This is a genomic window from Streptomyces sp. NBC_00878 (assembly GCF_026341515.1).
In the GTDB taxonomy this organism is placed as follows: domain Bacteria; phylum Actinomycetota; class Actinomycetes; order Streptomycetales; family Streptomycetaceae; genus Streptomyces.
Genome location: NZ_JAPEOK010000001.1, coordinates 9994131 through 10015151, shown reverse-complemented (window position 1 = coordinate 10015151; position 21021 = coordinate 9994131). Strand labels below are relative to the sequence as shown.

General features: G+C 69.9%; 18 protein-coding genes. 5 read left to right on the top strand and 13 right to left on the bottom strand.

The features are described from left to right. Positions 1–6: 6 nt before the first annotated feature. The 11 genes from OHA11_RS43670 to OHA11_RS43620 all read right to left on the bottom strand — a co-directional run bounded on the left by OHA11_RS43670 (position 7) and on the right by OHA11_RS43620 (position 10926). Positions 7–1410: a glycosyltransferase 87 family protein gene (locus tag OHA11_RS43670; RefSeq protein WP_266506516.1), complete on the bottom strand. Its 1404-nt coding sequence runs from the start codon at positions 1408–1410 to the stop codon at positions 7–9. Next, entirely contained in the window at positions 1407–2813 is a 1407-nt protein-coding gene (gene mptB, locus OHA11_RS43665) for a polyprenol phosphomannose-dependent alpha 1,6 mannosyltransferase MptB (RefSeq protein WP_266506514.1), read from the bottom strand. Before mptB ends, OHA11_RS43670 begins: the two co-directional genes overlap by 4 nt. Positions 2814–2945: 132 nt before the next feature. Beyond that, positions 2946–3878, bottom strand: coding sequence for a glutaminase (locus OHA11_RS43660; protein ID WP_266506513.1), 933 nt, complete (start codon positions 3876–3878; stop codon positions 2946–2948). Positions 3879–4372: 494 nt separating this feature from the next. Further along, on the bottom strand, positions 4373–5770 hold the full coding sequence (aspA, locus tag OHA11_RS43655; RefSeq protein WP_266506511.1) for an aspartate ammonia-lyase: 1398 nt from the start codon (positions 5768–5770) through the stop codon (positions 4373–4375). A gap of 96 nt (positions 5771–5866) precedes the next feature. Continuing rightward, positions 5867–6901: an asparaginase gene (locus OHA11_RS43650; protein WP_266507851.1), complete on the bottom strand. Its 1035-nt coding sequence runs from the start codon at positions 6899–6901 to the stop codon at positions 5867–5869. Further along, a complete protein-coding gene (locus OHA11_RS43645) occupies positions 6901–8352 on the bottom strand; it encodes an amino acid permease (protein WP_266506509.1) in 1452 nt (483 codons plus the stop codon). Before OHA11_RS43645 ends, OHA11_RS43650 begins: the two co-directional genes overlap by 1 nt. Then, positions 8349–9092, bottom strand: a complete 744-nt coding sequence (locus OHA11_RS43640) for a FadR/GntR family transcriptional regulator (protein WP_266506507.1) — start codon at positions 9090–9092, stop codon at positions 8349–8351. Before OHA11_RS43640 ends, OHA11_RS43645 begins: the two co-directional genes overlap by 4 nt. A 129-nt stretch (positions 9093–9221) precedes the next feature. Next, on the bottom strand, positions 9222–9596 hold the full coding sequence (gene crcB, locus OHA11_RS43635; RefSeq protein ID WP_266506505.1) for a fluoride efflux transporter CrcB: 375 nt from the start codon (positions 9594–9596) through the stop codon (positions 9222–9224). Further along, positions 9593–9982 carry a DUF190 domain-containing protein gene (locus OHA11_RS43630; protein ID WP_266506504.1) on the bottom strand — a complete coding sequence of 130 codons (390 nt, stop codon included), beginning with the start codon at positions 9980–9982 and terminating at the stop codon, positions 9593–9595. Before OHA11_RS43630 ends, crcB (OHA11_RS43635) begins: the two co-directional genes overlap by 4 nt. A gap of 22 nt (positions 9983–10004) precedes the next feature. Further along, complete coding sequence (gene crcB / locus OHA11_RS43625; protein WP_266506503.1) at positions 10005–10481, bottom strand: fluoride efflux transporter CrcB; 477 nt, start codon at positions 10479–10481, stop codon at positions 10005–10007. A 49-nt stretch (positions 10482–10530) separates the two neighbouring features. Then, on the bottom strand, positions 10531–10926 hold the full coding sequence (locus OHA11_RS43620) for a nuclear transport factor 2 family protein (RefSeq protein WP_266506501.1): 396 nt from the start codon (positions 10924–10926) through the stop codon (positions 10531–10533). Positions 10927–11079: 153 nt separating this feature from the next. Between OHA11_RS43620 and OHA11_RS43615 the strand changes: the two genes are divergently transcribed. Further along, the gene (locus tag OHA11_RS43615) at positions 11080–12591 is read left to right on the top strand and encodes an AMP-binding protein (protein ID WP_266506499.1); all 1512 of its coding nucleotides are present in this window, start codon (positions 11080–11082) and stop codon (positions 12589–12591) included. 71 nt (positions 12592–12662) lie between these two features. Here OHA11_RS43615 and OHA11_RS43610 read toward each other — a convergent pair whose 3' ends face one another. After that, complete coding sequence (locus OHA11_RS43610) at positions 12663–14231, bottom strand: arabinogalactan endo-1,4-beta-galactosidase (RefSeq protein WP_266506498.1); 1569 nt, start codon at positions 14229–14231, stop codon at positions 12663–12665. 77 nt (positions 14232–14308) lie between these two features. Continuing rightward, entirely contained in the window at positions 14309–16330 is a 2022-nt protein-coding gene (locus OHA11_RS43605; protein ID WP_266506497.1) for a beta-galactosidase, read from the bottom strand. Positions 16331–16640: 310 nt separating this feature from the next. Here OHA11_RS43605 and OHA11_RS43600 point away from each other — a divergent pair, with 310 nt between their 5' ends. Genes OHA11_RS43600 through OHA11_RS43585 form a run of 4 tightly spaced genes read left to right on the top strand, consistent with a single transcriptional unit; the run spans position 16641 to position 20864 of the window. Continuing rightward, the gene (locus tag OHA11_RS43600; protein ID WP_266506496.1) at positions 16641–17963 is read left to right on the top strand and encodes an ABC transporter substrate-binding protein; all 1323 of its coding nucleotides are present in this window, start codon (positions 16641–16643) and stop codon (positions 17961–17963) included. Then, positions 17960–18934: a carbohydrate ABC transporter permease gene (locus OHA11_RS43595; protein WP_266506495.1), complete on the top strand. Its 975-nt coding sequence runs from the start codon at positions 17960–17962 to the stop codon at positions 18932–18934. Before OHA11_RS43600 ends, OHA11_RS43595 begins: the two co-directional genes overlap by 4 nt. Continuing rightward, positions 18931–19836: a carbohydrate ABC transporter permease gene (locus OHA11_RS43590; protein ID WP_266506493.1), complete on the top strand. Its 906-nt coding sequence runs from the start codon at positions 18931–18933 to the stop codon at positions 19834–19836. The genes OHA11_RS43595 and OHA11_RS43590 overlap by 4 nt, the downstream gene beginning before the upstream one ends. Next, on the top strand, positions 19833–20864 hold the full coding sequence (locus OHA11_RS43585; protein ID WP_266506488.1) for a LacI family DNA-binding transcriptional regulator: 1032 nt from the start codon (positions 19833–19835) through the stop codon (positions 20862–20864). The genes OHA11_RS43590 and OHA11_RS43585 overlap by 4 nt, the downstream gene beginning before the upstream one ends. Positions 20865–21021 lie beyond the last annotated feature (157 nt).

Below are 21021 nucleotides of genomic sequence, written 5' to 3'. Positions count from 1 at the left end.
GGACCCTCAGGCGGGCGGCGGGGTCACCGTGTACGAGGAGGCGCGCTCGCTGCTCGACTGGGGTTTCGGGGCCGCCGGGCGGGTCGAACCGGTGGGGTCGCTGCTGCCGCCGCGCCCCGTGTCGCGGCCGGATCCGACCACGCTGCCCGCGGCCATGACGGCCGACGACGGCTCGGCCGACGGCTGGCTGTCGGCGGCGGGGGCGCTGGCGGGCGCGGCCGGGCTGGGTGCGGGTGCCGTGTCGCTGGTGCTCCGCTTCCGTCGCGGGCGGTTCACCCGGGCCTGACCGACGGGCAGCCCGAGGAGCAGCCCGAGGGTGATCCACACGTAGGTGTTGCTGCCGACGAAGCCGTCGATGCCGGACGCGTCGTCGAACCACAGCCACACCACACTGCTGCACAGCAGTACGTACAGGCCGCCCGCGATCCACAGCAGCCGCCTGCGCCGGAGCCCCGCCTCGACCAGGAGCGCGAGCGACGGCAGCAGCCAGACGAGGTGATGCACCCAGGTGATGGGGCTCAGGAGGCAGGCGGCGAGTCCGGTGAGGGCGAAGGCACCGAGCACGTCGCCCGTGGCCAGCGCCCCGCGCACGCGCCACACCCACACGCCGAAGACGACCAGCGCCGCCAGCGCCCAGACGGCGCGGCTCGGTTCGGCCGGTTCGGCGAGCCGGGCCAGTACGCCTTGCAGCGACTGGTTGGAGACGTAGTCGAGGCGGCCGATGCGGGTGGTGTCCCAGACCGCCTCGGTCCAGTAGAAGCGGGAGGCGTCGGGCATGACCCAGGCCGCGAGTGCGGTGGCGGCCCCGGCGACGGCCGTCGCGGTCGCGGCGGCTCGCGGGCGTCTGGCGAGCAGCAGCAGGACGATGAAGATCGCGGGGGTCAGCTTGATCGCGGCGGCGAGCCCGATGCCGACGCCGGCCCAGCGCGCACGGCCCGTCGACAGCAGCCACGCGTCGCCGAGTACGAGGGCCAGCAGCACGAGGTTGACCTGGCCGAAGCTGAAGGTGTCGCGGACCGGTTCCAGAAGGGCGAGCGCACAGACGGTCACGGCGAGCCCGAACCAGCCGTACCTGCGCAGTCTGTCCCCGGCCAGGACGTGCAGGACGAAGGCCGTCGCGGTCAGGTTGAGCAGCAGCCCCACGGCGATCGCGGCGTGCAGTCCGAGCACCGCCATCGGCAGCATGCCGACCGCCGCGAACGGCGGATACGTGAAGCCGTACGTCGTCCCGGGCACCCGGTAGTCGTAGACGCTGCCGCCGTGGTGGATCCAGGCGTCGACGGCGCCGTGGTAGACGCGCAGGTCGAACCAGTCCCGCAGGAGCGGCACGGTCGCGGTGAAGACGGTCACGGCGGTGACGAGGGCGAGTACGAACAGCAGGCGTCCGCGATCGGTGCCGGGCGGCCTCATGCGGTCCGCCCCAGGACGGGTGCGGTCGTTGTCTGGTGGGCCTGCCAGAGCACGACCAGCGCGAGCATCCCGCCGGACACCGCCAGGGCGAGCTGTTCGGCATCGGGTGGACTGCCGCTGGGCAGGACCGCGAGCGCGAGGGCCCCCGTCACGGCGGCGACCCGGTGGCGTACGGAGGCGCTGGGCGCGGCCGCGGCTATGAGGAACAGCCCCCACAGCGCGTACCAGGGGCGGATGGCCGGACCGAGCACCGCCACCGCCGCCAGGCTGAGGCCCAGCGCGTAGACGGGGCTGAGCCGGGGGGTCCGCAGCCATATGACCAGCAGGGTGACGCCGGTGGCCGCGAGACCGAGGGCGTGCCAGGCGGGCAGGGCGAAGGGGGCCAGATCGCTGCCCAGGTCCTGGAGAAGGGCACCGGTGGCACGGCCGAGGACGCTGGTGGGCGAGAGGTTCTCCGGCGACACGGGTGTCTTGAGGGCGCCGATCCAGCCGTAGCCCGTACCGGCGGCGGCCGTCGCCGCGACGGTGGTGGCGAGTACGGCGGCCGCGGTCGTGGCGACGGACCTCACGAGGCCACGGCCGGCCCGCACCTGGAGGGCCACGACGGCGGCGAGGCCGAGTACGGCGGGGACCTTGACGAGAGCGGCGAACGTGACGAGCACGGCGCCCAGGACGGGCCAGCGCCCGAGCGCGGCCACCAGACCGACTCCCAACAGGCCGAGCATGATGGCGTCGTTGTGCGCTCCGGCGACGAGGTGCAGCAGCACGAGCGGGTTGAGCGCGCCGAGCCAGAGGGCGGCGGCCGGATCGGCGCCGCTGTGCCTGGCCAGCCTCGGCAGCGCGGCCGCCATCAGCGCCACACCGAGCAGCGCGACGACCCGCATGCCGAGCAGCCCGGCGGGCACCTCGCCCCGGGTCAGCCCGGACAGCGCGGAGGAGACGGCGAGGAAGACGGGTCCGTACGGGGTCGCGGTCCGCTGCCACACGGGCGCGACCTCGTCCGCGAGCGGTCCGCCGAGCATGGCGGGGCCGTGCGTGTACACGTCGATGTGCGCGTCGACCATCGCGCCCTGCGCGAGATAGCTGTAGACGTCCCGGCTGAACAGGGGCGGCGCGAGGAGCAACGGCGTGGCCCACACGGCGAGCACGACCAGCAGGGCGCGCGGACTCGGCGGCTCGGGCCCTCGTATCACCCGCCCCAACAGCCCCCAGGCGGCGATGAGCAGCACCACTCCGAAGTACGCGCCGACAAGACCGAGCGCCGCCCGCCCGGACGTGAGGGCCGGCAACTCCCGTACGGGCAGGGCTCCGGCCGTCTCGCCTCCCAGCGCGAGTACGACCGAGCCCGTGAGCCCCAGCAGCTGACAGCGACGCAGATCGACGGAGAAACCCTTGGCCAACACTCAGTCAGCGTGTCAACGCGGGGTGGCCGGAAAGCGACGTGCCTCCCTCGGGGCGGCAGCCACAGCATGTCCGCCGTCTTACCGGATGGCGGCTGCTGCGTCGGAGCCGTTGGGACGTTCTCGGAAAACCGGCTAGAACACGGACACGCCGGTGAGGGTCGTGAAGCGGGCCAGGGCCGCGACTCCCGCCACCGAGTTGCCTCGTTCGTCGAGGCCGGGACTCCATACGCAGAGCGTGCAGCGACCTGGGACGACGGCGATGATGCCGCCGCCCACGCCGCTCTTGCCGGGCAGGCCCACGCGGTAGGCGAAGTCGCCGGCCGCGTCGTACGTGCCACAGGTGAGCATGATCGCGTTGACCTGTTTGGCCTGGCTCTGGGTCAGCAGGCGTGTGCCGTCGGCGCGGATGCCGTGGCGGGCGAGGAAGCCGGTGGCGAGGGCCAGGTCGGCGCAGGACGCCTCGATGGAGCACTGGTGGAAGTACTCGTCGAGGAGGACGGGGACCGGGTTGTCGATGTTTCCGTACGACGCCATGAAGTGGCCCAGCGCGGCGTTGCGGTCGCCACGGGTGGCCTCGGAGGCGGCTACGTCCTCGTTGATGGCGAGTTGTTCGTTGCCGCTCTCCGCGCGCAGGAAGTCGAGGAGGGTGCCTGCCGCGTCGCCGGTCTGGGTGTGGAGGCGGTCGGTGACGACAAGGGCGCCCGCGTTGATGAACGGGTTGCGGGGGATACCGTTCTCGTACTCCAGCTGCACGAGGGAGTTGAAGGGGTTGCCGGAGGGTTCGCGGCCGACGTGTTCCCAGAGTTCGTCGCCCTCGCGGGCCAGGTCCAGGGCGAGGGTGAAGACCTTGGTGAGGGACTGCGTCGAGAACGGCTGCCGCCAGTCGCCGGCGCCGTACACCGTGCCGTCCAGCTCCGCTACCGCCATGCCGAAGCGGTGCGGGTCGCAGGCCGCGAGCGCCGGGATGTAGTCGGCGGGGCGGCCGCGGTCGGGGGCGTCCGCGATCTCGGCGGCGATGCGGTTCAGAACCGGCTGGAAGGTCAGGGGCGAACTCATGATCACCATTGTGGCTCCGGTTCGCTCCGCGGGTGCGGTGTGGGGTGGCTCCGGTTCGCTCCGCGGGTGCGGTGTGGGGTGGCTCCGGTTCGCTCCGCGGGTGCGGTGTGGGGTGGCTCCGGTTCGCTCCGCGGGTGCGGGTGGGTGGGGGCTGGTCGCGCCCACGCGGCGGAGCCGCATATCGATACAGCCTCGCGCCCCTGAAAGACGCGCCTGCCGTTTGTTGTCGAGTCGGGGCCGCGACGGGGCATCCGATCGCAGCTGTGTCGTCCCGGGCCATCAGGTTGCCCTCGGGAGGTCGTGCTGCGATCGGAAACCCCGACACGTCCCCTTCGGCCGGAGGGCGACTGCCGCCCGGTGGGACCACTTGCCAGAGAGGCGACGCCTCGACAGGGGCGCGGGGAGTCTCTAGGGGCGCGGGGAACTGCGCAATCTTTTAGGGGCGCGGGGAACTGCGCGACCAGCCCCCACCGGCCCGCACCCGCCAACGAACCGCCAGCACCTCAGCCGGTCTGCGGCCCCGCCAGAACCTCCGGGCGGAGCAGCGACGCCAGGCGGTCCGCGGGCAGGAGGCCCTTTTCCAGGACCAGTTCGGCGACGCCGCGCCCCGTCGCGAGGGCCTCCTTCGCGATGTCCGTCGCGGCGGAGTACCCGATGTGGGGATTCAGCGCGGTCACCAGCCCGATCGAGTTCTCCACGGTCACCCGCAACGCATCCGTGTTCGCCGTGATCCCGGCAACGCACCGCTCGGCCAGCGTCATACAAGCCGCCCGCAGATGCGTGAGGCTCTCGGACAGCGAGTGCAGAATGATCGGCTCGAACGCGTTGAGCTGCAACTGCCCGGCCTCCGCCGCCATGGTGATCGTCACGTCGTTGCCGATCACCTCGAAGGCGACCTGGTTGACGACCTCGGGGATCACCGGATTCACCTTGCCCGGCATGATGCTCGAACCGGCCTGCACAGGCGGCAGGTTGATCTCGTTCAACCCGGCCCGCGGCCCGGACGACAGCAGCCGCAGGTCGTTGCAGCTCTTGGAGAGTTTCACCGCGATCCGCTTCAGCACCCCGGACATCTGGACGAACGCCCCGCAGTCCTGGGTCGCCTCGACCAGGTTCGCCGCCGTCACGAGCGGCAGTCCGGTGATGTCCGCGAGGTGCCGGCGCGCCGCCTCGGCGTATCCGGCGGGCGCGTTGAGCCCCGTACCGATCGCCGTCGCACCCAGGTTGATCTCGTGGATCAGCTCGACGGCCTCGGCGAGCCGGCTGCGGTCCTCGTCCAGCATCACCGCGTACGCGGAGAACTCCTGCCCGAGCGTCATCGGCACCGCGTCCTGCAACTGCGTACGCCCCATCTTCAGGACGTCGCGGAACTCGACCGCCTTGGCCGCGAAGGCATTCTGGAGCACGGCCATCGCCTTCAGCAGCTCGCGCACGGCGAACACCGTGGCGACCTTGACGGCCGTCGGGTAGACGTCGTTGGTCGACTGCCCGAGGTTGACGTCCTCGTTCGGATGCAGGAACGCGTAGTCGCCCTTGGCGTGGCCGAGCAGCTCCAACGCCCGGTTGGCGACCACCTCGTTGGCGTTCATGTTGGTCGAGGTGCCGGCCCCGCCCTGGATGACGTCCACGACGAACTGGTCGTGCAGCCTCCCCTCCCGGATCTCGCGGCAGGCCGCCACGATCGCGGCCGCCTTCCGGGGCTCCAGCAGACCGAGCTCCTCGTTGGCCCGGGCGGCGGCCTCCTTGACGGCGGCGAGCGCCTCGATCAGGTGCGGGTACGCGGAGATCGGCATCCCCGTGATGGGGAAGTTCTCCTTGGCACGCAGGGAGTGGACCCCCCAGTACGCCTCGGCGGGGACGTCACGGTGGCCGAGCAGGTCGTGCTCACTGCGGACGGTCATGTCGGTGCGGGTCTTCCTTCTGGAGAGGGTGGTTCGGGCCGTACAACAGGCCCTGTGAGTGCACGTACTCGTGTCCGCTGGACGTCTCTCAGGACCTCAGGACGCCGAAGGTCCCGCGAGCGGATCGAGTGCCCGCGCCGGCCGGATGCTCCCGACCACCGAGCCGCCCCCGAGGAGCGGTGCCCCGGCGAACTCGACGAGCGCGGTCGGGTCGACGCCGCAGCGGGCGAGCGCCGCCGCGGTGACCGGTATGCGGGCCCGGTCGGCGCCGTCCGCGATCTTCACGGCGACGGCCCGGCCGTCCGGCAGCGCGGCGACCTGTACGCCCTCGAAGCCGTCCTTGGTGAGCAGGCCCGGTACCGCCCGCATCAGCGCGGCGACGTCGCGGCCGGTGCCGGACGCCATCTCCGCGTGTTCGCGCATCGCGTCGGCGACCCGTGCCTCGGGGGTGCCGGGCGGTGCCGTCGTGATCCGGGCGGCGGCGCGGGCGAGCCCGTGCAGCGAGACGGAGAACAGCGGGGCGCCGCAGCCGTCGACGGTGACCTGGGCGATGGCCTGCCCGGTGAGGTCCTCGACGATCTCCGCGATCGCCTGCTGGAGCGGATGGGCGGGGTCGAGGTAGTCGTCGAGCGACCAGCCGTTCAGGCGTGCGGTGTAGAGCATCGCGGCGTGCTTGCCCGAGCAGTTCTGCGCGAGCCTCGACGGCAGTCGTCCTGCGCGGATCCAGTCCTCGCGGACGGCCGGGGCGAAGGGCAGGTCCGTGACATTGCGCAGATCGTCCTCGGTGAGCCCGGCGAGCTCCAGGATCCGCCGAGTGCCGGCGAGATGACGTTCCTCGCCGGAGTGGCTGGCGGCGGCCAGTGAGAGCAGGTCGCCGTCGAGCGGCAGCCCGGCCCGCAGCATCGCCACGGCCTGCACCGGCTTGAGGGCCGAGCGGGGATAGAAGGCCGCCTCGATGTCCCCGAGCTGCAGTTCCACGCTCCCGTCGGCGGCCAGTACGACCACCGACCCGTAGTGGATGCCTTCGATGACTCCGCCGCGTACGAGGTGCGCGACGGGTGCGTGCAGTGGTTCCCGGATCGCGGGCGCCTCGGCGAGTGAACACCCGTACCCGGCCAGGGCGCCCGGTATCACGCGTCCGCCCCGGACTTCCGCACTGACTCGACCCGGCGGCGTACGCCGTACCACCCGGCGACCAGTGCCCCCACGATCAGCGGCAGACACAGGACCGTCGTACGGCCCGCTCCCCCGTCGGCGTACATCAGGACCAGGACGGAGGCGAGGAAGAAGAGGGTCACGAGCTCGGTCCAGGGCGAGCCCGGGAGACGGTAGCTCGGGCGGTCCAGCTCGCCGTCCTCGGTCTTCCGCCAGAACTGCAGATGACAGATCATGATCATGCCCCAGGTGGCGAGGATGCCGATCGCGGCGAAGTTCAGCACGATCTCGAACGCGTCGGTGGGGACGACGAAGTTGAGTCCGACGCCAAGTACACAGATACCACTGGTCAGCAGGATTCCGCCGTACGGGACCTGGCTGCGGCTCATCACGGAGGTGAACTTCGGCGCCGAGCCGGACATCGACATGGAGCGCAGGATGCGGCCGGTCGAGTAGAGCCCGGAGTTGAGACTGGACATGGCTGCGGTCATCACAACCAGGTTCATGACGCCACCCGCCGCCGGGATGCCGATGTTGGAGAGCACGGTGACGAACGGGCTCTCCCCGGCGGTGTACTTGTTCCAGGGCAGCAGCATCGAGAGCAGCAGGACCGAGCCGACGTAGAAGAGGCCGACGCGCCACATGATCGAGTTGATGGCCTTCGGCATGATCTTCTCGGGGTTCTCGGTCTCACCCGCCGCGACGCCCACCAGCTCGACGGAGGCGTAGGCGAAGACGACGCCCTGGACGATCAGCAGCATCGGCAGGAGGCCGCTCGGGAAGAGGCCGCCGTTGTCGGTGATCAGCGAGGGGCCGGGGGTGGTCCCGTCCACGGTCTGCTGGGTGACCAGCAGGAAGATGCCGATCAGCATGAAGACGACGAGCGCGCTCACCTTGATGATCGCGAACCAGAACTCCATCTCGCCGAAGATCTTCACCGAGATGAGGTTCACGGTCAGCACGACCGCGAGCGCGATGAGGGCGATCACCCACTGGGGGATGTCGGAGAACATGCCCCAGTAGTGGGTGTAGGTGGCGACCGCGGTGATGTCGGCGATGCCGGTGGTCGCCCAGTTGAGGAAGTACATCCAGCCCGCGGTGTACGCGCCCTTCTCGCCCAGGAACTCCCGGGCGTACGAGACGAAGGCGCCGGACGAGGGCCGGTAGAGGACGAGTTCGCCGAGGGCGCGGACGACCAGGAAGGCGAAGACACCGCAGACGGCGTACGCGATGAAGAGCGAGGGACCGGCTTCGGCGAGGCGGCCTCCGGCGCCGAGGAAGAGACCGGTGCCGATCGCTCCGCCGATGGCGATCATGTTGACATGCCGGGACTTCAGGGACTTGCTGTACCCCGCGTCACCGGCGTCGACGTGCACGGCCGGTTTCCGTGTGGGCCCTGTCTCTTTGTCGAGGGACTGCTCGCTCACGCCTTGGGTCCGCCTTCCGTGGGGGTGTCCGCGTCGTCCGTGTGCTCGGAGCGCACGATCGCGGTGAGGGTCGTCTCGACACGGTCGAGGTGATGTGCCATCGCCTCGACCGCGTCGTGTGCGCTGCCGTCGATCAGGGCCTCGACGATGGCGCGGTGCTCGCGGTTGGACTGTTCGCGGCGGCCGCCGAGCTCGTTGAGGAACGCGGACTGGCGGGCCAGCGCGTCCCGGATCTCCTCGATCACGCGGCGGAAGACCGGGTTCTGGGCGGCCTGTGCCACGGCGAGGTGGAAGAGCGTGTCCATGGCCACCCACGCGGTGGTGTCGGTCTCTCGTTCCATCCGCTCCAGCAGGTGGGCGAGGTGGTCGAGGTCCTCGGGCGTCCGGCGCGCCGCCGCGTAGCCGGCCACGGGGATCTCGACGTGCCGCCGGACCTCCAGCAGGTCGCTGGCCGCGTAGTCGCCGAAGGTGGGGTCCTCGACGGGTCCGTTGGACAGGACGAACGTGCCCTTGCCGGTCCGGGACGCGGTCAGCCCCATCGTCTGCAGGGCCCTGAGCGCCTCGCGCAGCACGGGCCGGCTGACCTCCAGTCGCCGGCACAGCTCCGCCTCGGAGGGCAGCTTGTCCCCCACGGCGTACTCACCGCGCTCAATGGCACCACGAAGGTGCCCGAGCACCGCTTCCATGGCGCTGACACGCCTCGGCACCGAGCCAGCTGTCTGGCTGTCTGACAGGTTCACGGGGGTGATCCTGGGGGGAACGGGAGGTGACTGTCAAGAGTGCGCACCGTGCGTGAGACGGCCCCCACGGACCCCCGTCCCCCCGAGCGATCAGAGGACGCCGACGCCCAGCAGCCCGAACAGCAGGGACTACACCCAGAGGGCCTCGGCCATCGCGACTCCCACAAAAGCCGCACCCAGCCCCGCGACCACGCTCGCGATCACGTTGGCGGCGGCGTAGAAGCGAGCCCCTCCCTCGGCCAGCCGCAGGGTCTCGTACGAGAACGTCGAGTACGTGGTGAGCGCCCCGCACAGGCCGGTGCCGAACAGCAGCTGGAGGTGCGAGGATGCCGCTCCGCCCGCCGCCACGCCGGTGAGGGTGCCCAGAATCAGACAGCCGACGACGTTCACCGTGAAGGTGCCCCAGGGGAAGACCGAGTCGTGCCGGGACTGCACCGCACGGTCGGTGAGATAGCGCAGCGGCGCGCCGACCATGCCGCCGACGATCACCAACACCCAGTTCACAACGACTTCTTACCCTTCCCGCCCGTGTCGCCGGGCGCGTCGGCGGCATCCTCGCGGCCGACGTACCGGATCACCTCGCAGCTGTCGAGGATCACCAGCCCCTCCCCCACCAGCTCGTCGAGCTCCGGCAGGAAGGCGCGTACGCGCTCCTCCGTGTCCACGATGACGACGGCCACCGGCAGGTCCTCGCTCAGCGACAGCAGCCGCGAGGTGTGGATCAGCGAGGACGCGCCGAACCCTTCGATGCCCCGGAACACGCTCGCGCCGGCGAGTCCCGCCGCGCGTGCCCGGTGGACGATCTGTGAGTACAGCGGCTTGCGGTGCCAGGTGTCGTTCTCGCCGATGAAGACGGTCACCCGCAGAGCCTTGCCCGTCAGCCTCGTCATGCCGCCTCCATGCCCGTAGCGCTCATCGGCGCCGCCGCCACGCCAGGACCCGGCGTACAGCCGTCACCGCGAGCCAGACCGCCGCGAGCGCCGCCACCAGGCTCGCGGCGAGATAGGCGAGGCCGGTGCGGGGGTGGCCCGTGTCGACCAGTCGCTGGATGTCGACGGCGTAGGTCGAGAAGGTGGTGAAGCCGCCGAGCACTCCCGTACCGAAGAAGGGGCGCAAGAGGGGGTGGGCCGCCCACACGTCGGTGATCATCACCATGAAGACGCCGATCACGAAGCACCCGGCGACGTTGACCGAGAACGTGGTCCAGGGGAAGCCGCCCGTGTACGTGGGCCAGAGGAGCGATGCCCCGTAGCGCGCCGAGGCCCCGAGCGCGCCACCCACCGAGACCACCGCCACGACCGGCCCCTGCCCCCGCCAGACAGAGGGCCGCCGGGCGGGCACGCGGAGTTCCGCCGGTTCGTCCACCGTCTCGGAATGGGGGGCGGTCATGGGCGTATGCCTCCTGGTCGCGGCAGGAGATCAGGCTAACCTCAGGAGGTCAGGACGCGCCCGACGCCTCCCTCTCGACGGCCTCGAACCGGGCCGCCATCGCGGCCTGGAGCGCCTGGGCCGCCGACAGCGGGCGGACCATGACCGTGAGGTCGGCGACGCGGCCGTCCGCGTCGAAGCGCAGAAGGTCGACGCCCTGGAGCGTACGGTCCCCGACCCGCGCCTCGAAGACCAGCGCGACGTCACGGCCGTCCGGGTCGGCAATCTCGCGCACGTACCGGAAGTCTTCGAACACGCTCGCTACGGCGCCCAGGATCGCCGAGGTGATCGCCTTCCCGGCGTACGGCTTGAACACCACGGGGCTGGTGAACACGACGTCCTCGGCCAGCAGGTCTACGACGGCCGCGTGGTCACCGTCCTCGACCGCCTTGCGGAAGGGATTCATCTGCCACCTCTCAGACAATCAATAGGCAACTAATTGATTAGACGCTTTGGACAGTACTCGTCAAGCGTGTCATTCCGCAACGGTTGCGCAACGGTGAGGCAGGTACGAACGGCAGGGTAGGTACGTAGGAATCACCGACCCGGAGGTGCTGTTGTGTACTACCCGTTGACCATCCGTGACTTCCTCGATCGCGCGGCCCAGGTGTATCCCGACCGCGTCGCCGTCGTCGACGAACCGGAGCAGCCGGGGCCGAGTCTCGGCGAGCCCACCTACCGGGAGCTGGCGGCGCTCGCCCGTGCGCAGGCCGCCAAGCTCGACCAGCTGGACGTGCCCGTGGGCGGCAGGGTCGCGGTGGTCTCGCAGAACTCGGCGCGGCTGCTCACCTCGTTCTTCGGCGTCTCCGGCTGGGGGCGCGTCCTCGTGCCGGTCAACTTCCGCCTGACCCAGCCGGAGATCGACTACATCGTCCGGCACTCCGGTGCCTCGGTCGTCTACGCGGACGCGTCCTGCGCGGACGTACTCGACACGCTCGACGTCAAGCACAAGTTCGTCCTCGGCGACGACGAGGATCTCTTCCTGCACGAGACGGAACCGCGGGAGTGGGCCGCGCCCGACGAGAGCGCGACGGCCAGCGTCAACTACACGTCCGGAACGACCGCCCGCCCCAAGGGAGTTCAGCTCACGCACCGCAATCTGTGGCTGAACGCGGCCGTGTTCGGACTGCACACCACGCTCAGCGACCGTGACGTCTACCTCCACACCCTCCCGATGTTCCACGCCAACGGCTGGGGCATGCCGTACGGCGTCACCGGGGTCGGCGGCCGTCACATCGTGCTCCGCCAGATCGACGGCGCCGAGATCCTGCGCCGCGTCGAGCGGCACGGCGTCACCCTGATGTGCGCGGCGCCCGCCGTTCTGAACGCCGTGCTCGACGCGGCGGCCGACTGGGACGGCGAGATCCCCGGCCGCGACCGGGTCCGTATCGTCTGCGCGGGCGCGCCGCCGCCGACCCGCACGATCGAGCGCGTGATGGGCGAGCTGAACTGGGAGTTCATCCAGATCTACGGGCTCACCGAGACCTCGCCCCTCGTCACGGTCAACCGCGGTCGTGCGGAGTGGGACGACCTGGAGCCCACCGACCGCGCCCGCCGGCTCGGGCGGGCAGGCGTGCCCGCTCTCGGCGTACGCCTCGATGTGGACGTCGACGGTGAGGTGCTGACCGCGTCGAACCACAACCTGGACGGTTACTGGGACCAGCCCGAGGAGACCGCGAAGGCGCAGGCGGGCGGCTGGTTCCACACCGGGGACGGCGGATACCTCGACGACGAGGGGTACTTGGTGATCTCCGACCGCAAGAAGGACGTCATCATCTCGGGCGGCGAGAATGTCTCGTCGATCGAGGTGGAGGACGTGATCACCTCGCATCCGGCCGTGCGCGAGGTCGCGGTCATCGGGATTCCGGACGCCAAGTGGGGCGAGCTGGTGACCGCGCTCGTCGTGACGGACGGATCGGGCGTCACCGCCGAGGAGTTGATCGCGCACTGCCGTAAGCGGCTGGCCGGTTTCAAGACGCCCAAGCGGGTCGACTTCGTGGAGTCGCTGCCGCGCACGGCGACGGGGAAGCTGCAGAAGTTCAAACTGCGGGAGCCGTTCTGGCGGGAGTGAGGCAAGGAGTGAGGGGGTGACGGACGCGCGGGCCCGCGCGTCCGTCACCCCCTCACCACGTCTTCAGACCGTCACCGGTGGCTGAACCACGCCATCGCCGGCAGCGCCCTGTCGTCGTAGCCGAACAGGGCCTGGTTCTCCCAGCCGTTGCCGGAGGAGGGGTCCGTCGGGTCCCAGCCGTTGCCGGTCACCGCGGTCCAGGTGGACTCCCAGTAGAAGATGCCGAGGCCGCGGCCGTTCGGGACGGCCTCCACGATGCTCGCCACGTCCTTCATCCACTGCGTCTGGCCGGTGGTCGAGGCCGGGTAGCCGGACACCAGCTCGCTGCTGAGATCGATGATGTTCTCGAGCGAGTCCTTGCTGTCCAGCCGGAAGGGGTACGCCGTCTCGGCGAGGTACACCGGCTTGCCGTAGCGGGCCGCCGCGTCGTCCAGGGTCGTCTGGAAGTCGGCGAGCGTGCCGTGCCAGTAGCCGTAGTAGGACAGCCCGATGACGTCGAACTTCACGCCGTTCGAGACCGCGCTGTCGAACCACCAGCGGGTGCCCGCCAGATCGCCGCCCTTGGCGAGGTGCAGGGCCACGGTCGTGCCGGAGTTGACCGCCTTGACCGCGTCGTAGCCGGAGTTGAGCAGCCCGGCGAGCTGCGACCAGTTCGAGGTGGAACCCTCGTTCCAGAGCATGCCGCCGTTGATCTCGTTGCCGACCTGCACCATGTCCGCCGTGGTGCCCTGCGCCTTCAGCGCGTTCAGCACGTCGTACGTGTGGTTGTAGACGTCGGTCCTGAGCTGGCTGTACGAGTGTCCGGCCCAGGCGGCAGGCTTGGACTGGGCGCCCGGGTCGGCCCAGGTGTCCGAGTAGTGGAAGTCGACGAGGAGCTTCATGCCCTGCGCCTTGACGCGCTTGGCCGTCGCCAGGACATGGGCCTTGTTGTTGTAGCCGTCGGCGGGGTTCACCCACACCTTGAGGCGGGCGTAGTTCTGCCCGGCGGACTTGAGGATGGCGAGCGCGTCACCGGTCGCGCCTGAGCTGCTCTTGTATACGCCGCCCTTGGCCTCGCTCTTGGCGAGCGACGACACGTCGGAGCCCTTGATGGGCAGGCCCGCCGTGCCGGAGGTGAACGTCAGGTCGTCGACGTTGATCCAGTTGCCCGCCTTCGCATCGGAGTTGATGCTGATCGTGCACTGGTTGTTCGTCACGGCGACGGGGGTGACGATCCGTATCCAGCCACTGGACGAGACCGGGATGTCGGTGCGCTGCTCCGAGCCACCGCAGTTCTTCAGTGCGAGGTAGGCGGAGTTCTGGCCGCCGCCCGAGCGCACCCAGGCGGTGAGCTTGTAGTTGCCGTTGGTGAGGCCGGAGAGGTACTGGTACGTCTCCACCTTGTAGGCCGAGGCCGAGTAGTGGGTCAGGCGGTAGCTGCCGCCGTGGCCGCCTGCCTCCGCGAAGGAGGCCGCGGTCTGGCCTCCCGCGGAGTAGGTCGACCAGCCGGTCGGGGTTGTGGTGCCGGTGCCGTTCGACTCGAAGCCGGGGTTGGTGAGGGTGCTTGCCGCGTGGGCGCTCTGCGGGGGTAGGGCGGTGAGGGCGAGGGCCGCTGCCAGCGGTAGCAGCATTGCCTTGAGTGTGCGTCTGGGATGGAACATCGTCGTCCGTCGTCCCTTCGACGTGATGATGTGGATGTGCCCCGGGAGGGGGCTGGGGGGCGAAACCAATGGGCCGATCAATCGTCGAGGCGCACGACCCGGACGCCCCCGGCGGGCACCGCAAGGCGCCCCGCCGCACGCTCGCCGGAGAGCAGCTCCGTACCAGGCGAATCCAGCGGCACCTTCGTATCGACACCGGAGTGGTTGATCGCGAAGAGGAACGTCCCCGACTCCCCCACCCGCCGCACCACTTCGACATCCCGCGGCAGATCGGCACGCGGCGCGATCCGCGCATCGTCGGCGGCCCAGCCGACGAGCGCGTCGAGCCCCGGTGCACCGAGCCGCGTGGACACGTACCACGCCGCCCCCTCACCGAGCCGGTGACGGGTGACGGCCGGATGCCCCTCGGTGAGCCCGTCGGCGTACGTCCACACCGTCTCGGCGCCGCGCGGCACCACGAACTCGGTCCAGACGTCACCGGTGAGTTCGGAGCCGTCGGGTCCCGTGATGCGGACCCGGTCACCGGCGAGCAGCGGTGAGAACTCCTCGACCGTCAGGCCGAGTACGTCCCGCAGCGGGCCCGGGTACGGGCCGTCGTGCACGGCGTCGTGTTCGTCGACGATGCCGGAGAAGTAGGAGACGACGAGGGTGCCGCCGTTCTCGACGTACTCCTTGAGGTTCTGTCCGGCGGCCTCGGTCATCAGGTAGAGGGCGGGCACGACGACAAGGGGATAGGCCGACAAGTCGGCTTCCGGGTGGGCGAAGTCGACCGTGAGGTGACGGTCGTAAAGGGCTTCGTAGAAGGCGTCGGCGCGCTCGCGCGGGTCGTGGTCCTCGCTGGGGCGCCACTGGAGGTTCTGCGCCCACCAGGAGTGCCAGTCCCACAGGACGGCGGCGTCGGCCTGGGTGCGGGTGCCGCGGATCGTACTCAACGCCTCGACGGACGCGCCGAGTTCGACCACCTCGCGCCACACCCGCGAGTCCGTGCCCGCGTGCGGCAGCATGGCCGAGTGGAACTTCTCCGCGCCGCGCCGTGACTGCCGCCACTGGAAGAACATCGCGCCGTCGGAGCCGCGGGCCACATGGGCGAGGGAGTTGCGGGTCATCTGCCCCGGCGCCTTGGCAGGGTTGCGGGCCTGCCAGTTGACGCCCGACGTGGAGTGTTCGAGCAGCAGCCAGGGGGCGCCGCCCGCGACGGAGCGGGTGAGGTCGGCGGCCATCGCGAGGTTCACCTGCGTACGGCGGCCGTCGGTGATCAGGTAGTGGTCGTTGCTGACGAGGTCGACCTCGCGGCCCCAGGCCCAGTAGTCGACGGAGTCGCACTGGCTGAGGGCGGTCATGAAGTTGGTGGTGACCGGGATGCCGGGCGAGAGGCGGTGCAGGATGTCCCGCTCGGCGACGAAGTTCTCGCGCATGGTGGCGTCGGCGAACCGCTTGTAGGCGAGCGCCTGGGCCGGGTTGCCGACCGTCGGGGTCGCCCGGGGCGGGTTGATCTGGTCGAGGTCCGCGTACCGCTGGCCCCAGAAGGCCGTGCCCCAGGCCTCGTTGACCTCGTCGACCGTCCCGTACGTCCGGGCGAGCCAGCGGCGGAAGTGCGCGGCGCAGCTCTCGCAGTAGCAGGCCGAGACGGGGACCCCGTACTCGTTGTGGACGTGCCACAGCGCCAGCGCCGGGTGGTCGGCGTACCGGGTGGCGAGCCGGGTGGTGATGTTCGCGGCGGCCGACCGGTAGTGCGTGTTGCTGTGGCAGATGGCGCCGCGTGAGCCGAACTCGTAGCGGGTGCCGTCGGCGGTCACGGGCAGGGCTTCGGGGTGCTCGCGGTAGAACCAGGCGGGCGGTGCCACCGTGGGCGTACCGAGGTCGGCGCGTATCCGGTTCTCGTGCAGCAGGTTCAGCAGCCGGTCGAGCCAGCCGAAGTCGTAGGCACCCGGCGAGGGCTCCAGCAGCGCCCAGGAGAAGATTCCGACGCTGACCATCGTGACGCCGGCCTCGCGCATCAGCCGGACGTCCTCGGACCAGACGGTTTCCGGCCACTGCTCGGGGTTGTAGTCCCCACCGAAGGCGAGCCCGGTGAGGCCCTTGGGGGTGGTCTCCGGCATGGATTGTCTCCCGGTCGATCGATCATTTGGGAACGTGCACAGACAGCGCCAGCTGCGTGGAGCCAACATAACCGCACAGCAACAACCATTGACAAGTGTCCTGAATGTTTCTCTACTGTGAACGCTCACAGAAGCAGCACGGGCGAGCCGGAGGGGCGCGCCGGTGTCGAGGGTGCGAGCGCGCGGAGGCCCGAAGGGCTGAGCACGGTCGTGCCCTCGACACCGGCTGAAGCGCCCCGGAGGCGAGCCGCGCAAGAAAAAGGAGCAGGCCTCCGCAGCAGGCGGAGACCACGGTCAGGGAGATAGATCCATGCCACACACGAAGCTGCGCCGCCTCGTGACCATCTCGGTCGCCGTCTCGCTCGGCGCCACCGCCCTTGCCGCCTGCGGCTCCTCGGACGACGACGACAGCGAGGCCGACTCGGGGCCGGTCTCGCTGACGTACTGGTCCTGGGCGCCGGGCATGGACAAGGTCGCCGACCTGTGGAACAAGGGCCCGGGCAAGAAGGACCAGATCACGGTCACGGTCAAGAAGCAGGCGTCCGGCGACACGCTGGTCACCAAGATCCTCACCGCGCACAAGGCCAAGAAGGCCCCCGACCTGGTCCAGGCCGAGTACCAGGCCCTGCCGACGCTGGTCAGCAATGACGCACTCGCCGACATAGCCGACGAGGCGAACGGCGTGAAGGACAAGTTCGCCGACGGCGTCTGGCAGCAGACGACGCTGGGCTCGGACGCGGTGTACGCGATCCCGCAGGACTCCGGGCCGATGATGTTCTACTACCGCCAGGACCTGTTCAAGAAGTACGGGCTCGAAGTCCCGGGGACCTGGGACCAGTTCGCCGAGACCGCCCGTGCGCTGAAGAAGAAGTCGCCGGACACGGATCTCACCACTTTCTCCGCCAACGACTCCGGTCTCTTCGCCGGTCTGGCCCAGCAGGCGGGCGCCAAGTGGTGGACGACAGAGGGCCAGAAGTGGAAGGTCGGCATCGACGACGCGGCCACGCGGAAGGTCGCCGACTTCTGGGGCGGTCTCGTCGAGGAGGGCGCGATCGACAACCAGCCGATGTACACCCCGGCCTGGAACAAGGCGCTCAACACGGGCAAGCAGATCGCCTGGGTCAGCGCGGTCTGGGCGCCGGGCACGCTGACCACCGCCGCGCCCGACACCAAGGGCAAGTGGGCGATGGCTCCGCTGCCGCAGTGGTCGCAGAGCGACAACGTCACGGGGAGCTGGGGCGGTTCCTCCACGGCCGTCACCACGGACTCCAAGCACAAGTCGGCCGCCGCGAAGTTCGCCGCCTGGCTGAACACGGACCCCGCCGCGCTGACCGCGCTCGCCAAGGAGAGCGGCATCTACCCGGCCGCAACGACCGCGCAGACCAGTGACGCGTTCACCGAGCCGCCGGCCTTCTTCTCGAACCAGAAGGACTTCTACACCCAGGCCGCCGACATCGCGAAGACCACCGCGCCCTCCGCGTGGGGCCCGAACGTGAACGTCGCGTACACCACGTTCAAGGACGCGTTCGGCTCCGCCGCCAAGAACAAGTCGGACTTCGGTGCCGCCCTGAAGACGATGCAGGACGACACCGTCGCCGACCTCAAGAAGCAGGGCTTCGAGGTAGCGGAGTGACAAGCGCACGCCGGAAGTCGTACGGGGTCAAGGGGGCCCCGTATGCCCACCCGTCTCCCACCACCACCCTCAAACGAGCGCGAAGCGCCCCCTATTTTTTCCTCCTCCCCGCGGCGATCCTGTTCGCCCTCTTCTTCGCGCTGCCCATCGGCTACGCGGTGTGGCTCAGTCTGCACAAGGTCCAGGTCAAGGGGCTGGGCCTGGGCGCGGGCGCCCGCAAGGAGGTCTGGGCGGGCCTGGAGAACTACACCGACTCCCTCACCGACTCCGAACTGCTCGACGGAGCGCTGCGCGTGCTCGGCTACGGCGCCATCGTGGTGCCGGTGATGCTCGGACTCGCGCTGCTCTTCGCGCTGATGCTCGACACGGACCGGGTCCGCCTCGCGCCGGTCACCCGGCTCGCGATCTTCCTCCCGTACGCCATTCCCGGTGTCGTCGCGGCCATGCTGTGGGGCTTTCTGTACCTGCCGGACGTCAGCCCCTTCTACTTCGTCCTCGACCGGCTGGGCATGCCTCAGCCGGATCTGCTGGACGGCGGGCCGCTGTATCTCGCGCTGTCCAACATCGCGGTGTGGGGCGGCACCGGCTTCAACATGATCGTCATCTACACCGCGCTGCAGGCCATCCCGGCCGAGGTGTACGAGGCGGCGAAGCTGGACGGCGCCACCCCGCTGCAGATCGCGGTCAGGATCAAGATCCCGATGGTGGCACCCTCGCTGGTGCTCACCTTCTTCTTCTCGATCATCGCGACGCTCCAGGTGTTCAGCGAACCGACCACCCTCAAGCCGCTCACCAACTCCGTGTCCACGACCTGGAGTCCGCTGATGAAGGTGTACCAGGACGCCTTCGGCAAGGGTGACATCTACTCGGCGGCGGCGACCGCGGTGATCATCGCCTTCGTCACGCTGGTCCTGTCGTTCGGCTTCCTGCGGGCCGCGAACTCCCGTAACAAGCAGGAGGCAGCACAATGAGTTCTCTTGCCGTCCGCAAAGCGTCCCGGGTCGCGGGGACCACGCCCGGCACCGCCCAGGGGCCGCCGCCGCGCCGCCGGATCGCCTTCGTCCCGACGGTGACGCTCCTGATCGGCGCGATCTACTGTCTGCTGCCGGTGGCGTGGGTGGTGATCGCGGCGACCAAGTCGGGCAGCGAGCTGTTCTCGACGTTCACGTTCCTGCCCGGCACGGGCTTCGCCGACAACGTCACGGACCTGAACGCCTACCGCGACGGCGTGTACTGGAAGTGGATGGGCAACTCCGCCCTCTACGCGGGCCTCGGCGCCCTCCTGTCGACCACAGTCTCCGCGTTCAGCGGCTACGCCCTCGCGATCTACCGCTTCCGCGGTCGCGAGACCATCTTCAACATCCTGATGGCGGGCGTGCTGATGCCGCCGGTGATCCTCGCGATCCCGCAGTATCTGCTGATGGCCAAGGCCGACCTCACGGATTCGTACGCGTCCGTCCTGCTGCCGCTGATCCTGTCGCCGTACGGCGTGTATCTCGCGCGGATCTACGCCGCGGCCGCCGTGCCGGGCGATGTCGTCGAGGCGGGGCGGATGGACGGGGCGAGCGAGCTGCGGATCTTCACCCGGATCGCGCTGCCGATGATGGTGCCCGGACTGGTGACGGTGTTCCTCTTCCAGTTCGTGGCGGTGTGGAACAACTTCCTGCTGCCGTACATCATGCTCAGCGACGACGAGAAGTTCCCGATCACCCTCGGTCTGTTCACCCTCCTCGAACAAGGCGCCAACTCCCCGGCCCTCTACACACTGGTGATCACCGGCGCGCTGCTCGCGGTCGTTCCGCTCATCGCGCTGTTCCTGGTCATCCAGCGGTTCTGGAGCCTCGATCTGCTGTCGGGAGCCGTAAAGTCGTGACCATGAGCCACTCGGGGGGCCGGCGCAAACCGCCCACGATTCACGATGTCGCGCGCGAGGCGGGAGTCTCCCGAGGCACTGTCTCGCGCGTGCTCAACGGCGGGCACTACGTGAGCCCCGCCGCCCAGGAGGCGGTCAACGCCGCCATCCGCAGGACGGGTTACGTCGTGAACCGGCACGCCCGCTCACTGATCACCGGACGCTCGGACTCGATCGGCTTCCTGCTCACGGAGCCGCAGGAGAGGTTCTTCGAGGACCCCAACTTCAATGTCCTGCTGCGCGGTTGTACGCAGGCGCTGGCGGCGCACGACATCCCGCTGCTCCTGATGCTGGCGGGCACCGAGGGCGAGCGGCGCCGCCTCACGCGGTACATCACGGCGGGTCATGTCGACGGGGTGCTGCTGGTCTCCAGCCACTCCGGCGATCCGGTCGCCGAGCAACTGCGGGAGGCGGGCGTGCCGTTGGTCATGTGCGGCAAGCCCATCGGCGTCGGTTCCAAGGTGAGCTACGTGGCCGCGGACGACCGGGACGGCGCCCGTGACATGGTGCGCCACCTGGTGTCTCTCGGCCGTCGCCGTATCGGCGTGGTGACCGGCCCCTTGGACACGCCAGGCGGTGTCGAGCGGCTCGCGGGCTACCGGGAGGTGCTCGCCGAGACGGGCATCGAATTCGACGAGCGGCTCGTCGTCTCCGGCGACTACAGCCGAGCCAGCGGTGAGGCGGGGGCCGAGCTGCTCCTCGAACGGGCCCCCGACATGGACGCCGTGTTCGTCGCCTCCGACCTGATGGCACAGGGTGTGCTGAGCACGCTGCACCGGGCGGGCCGGTGCGTCCCCGAGGACGTCGCGGTGGGCGGCTTCGACGACTCCGCCGCGGCGCTCGCGTCGACCCCCGAGCTCACCACGATCCGCCAGCCCTACGACCGCATCAGCTCCGAGATGGTGCGGGTGCTGCTCGCCCAGATCGGCGGGGAGGACCCGGCGGCGGTGATCCTGCCGACGGAACTGGTGAAGCGTCAGTCCACCTAGGGCCTGTCTGACAATTCCCGTCGTCGCCCGGAGGGCGGCCTCGCGGCGTCAGGTGCGTGCTCTCGGCGTGCCGGGCGTAGATCCTCGTACTGGACGTACGTGGGTCTGCGCCCGGTGCGGCGAGTGGGGGCACCTCCCACGCCCTTAAGGCAGTGGG

What these genes read in the sequence shown, in the direction of transcription:
- OHA11_RS43670 (WP_266506516.1), bottom strand. Translation starts at nt 1,410, where the DNA reads ATGAGGCCGCCCGGCACCGATCGCGGACGCCTGCTGTTCGTACTCGCC.
- OHA11_RS43660 (WP_266506513.1), bottom strand. Translation starts at nt 3,878, where the DNA reads ATGGTGATCATGAGTTCGCCCCTGACCTTCCAGCCGGTTCTGAACCGC.
- aspA (WP_266506511.1), bottom strand. Translation starts at nt 5,770, where the DNA reads ATGACCGTCCGCAGTGAGCACGACCTGCTCGGCCACCGTGACGTCCCC.
- OHA11_RS43630 (WP_266506504.1), bottom strand. Translation starts at nt 9,982, where the DNA reads ATGACGAGGCTGACGGGCAAGGCTCTGCGGGTGACCGTCTTCATCGGC.
- crcB (WP_266506503.1), bottom strand. Translation starts at nt 10,481, where the DNA reads ATGACCGCCCCCCATTCCGAGACGGTGGACGAACCGGCGGAACTCCGC.
- OHA11_RS43620 (WP_266506501.1), bottom strand. Translation starts at nt 10,926, where the DNA reads ATGAATCCCTTCCGCAAGGCGGTCGAGGACGGTGACCACGCGGCCGTC.
- OHA11_RS43610 (WP_266506498.1), bottom strand. Translation starts at nt 14,231, where the DNA reads ATGTTCCATCCCAGACGCACACTCAAGGCAATGCTGCTACCGCTGGCA.
- OHA11_RS43605 (WP_266506497.1), bottom strand. Translation starts at nt 16,330, where the DNA reads ATGCCGGAGACCACCCCCAAGGGCCTCACCGGGCTCGCCTTCGGTGGG.
- OHA11_RS43600 (WP_266506496.1), top strand. Translation starts at nt 16,641, where the DNA reads ATGCCACACACGAAGCTGCGCCGCCTCGTGACCATCTCGGTCGCCGTC.
- OHA11_RS43590 (WP_266506493.1), top strand. Translation starts at nt 18,931, where the DNA reads ATGAGTTCTCTTGCCGTCCGCAAAGCGTCCCGGGTCGCGGGGACCACG.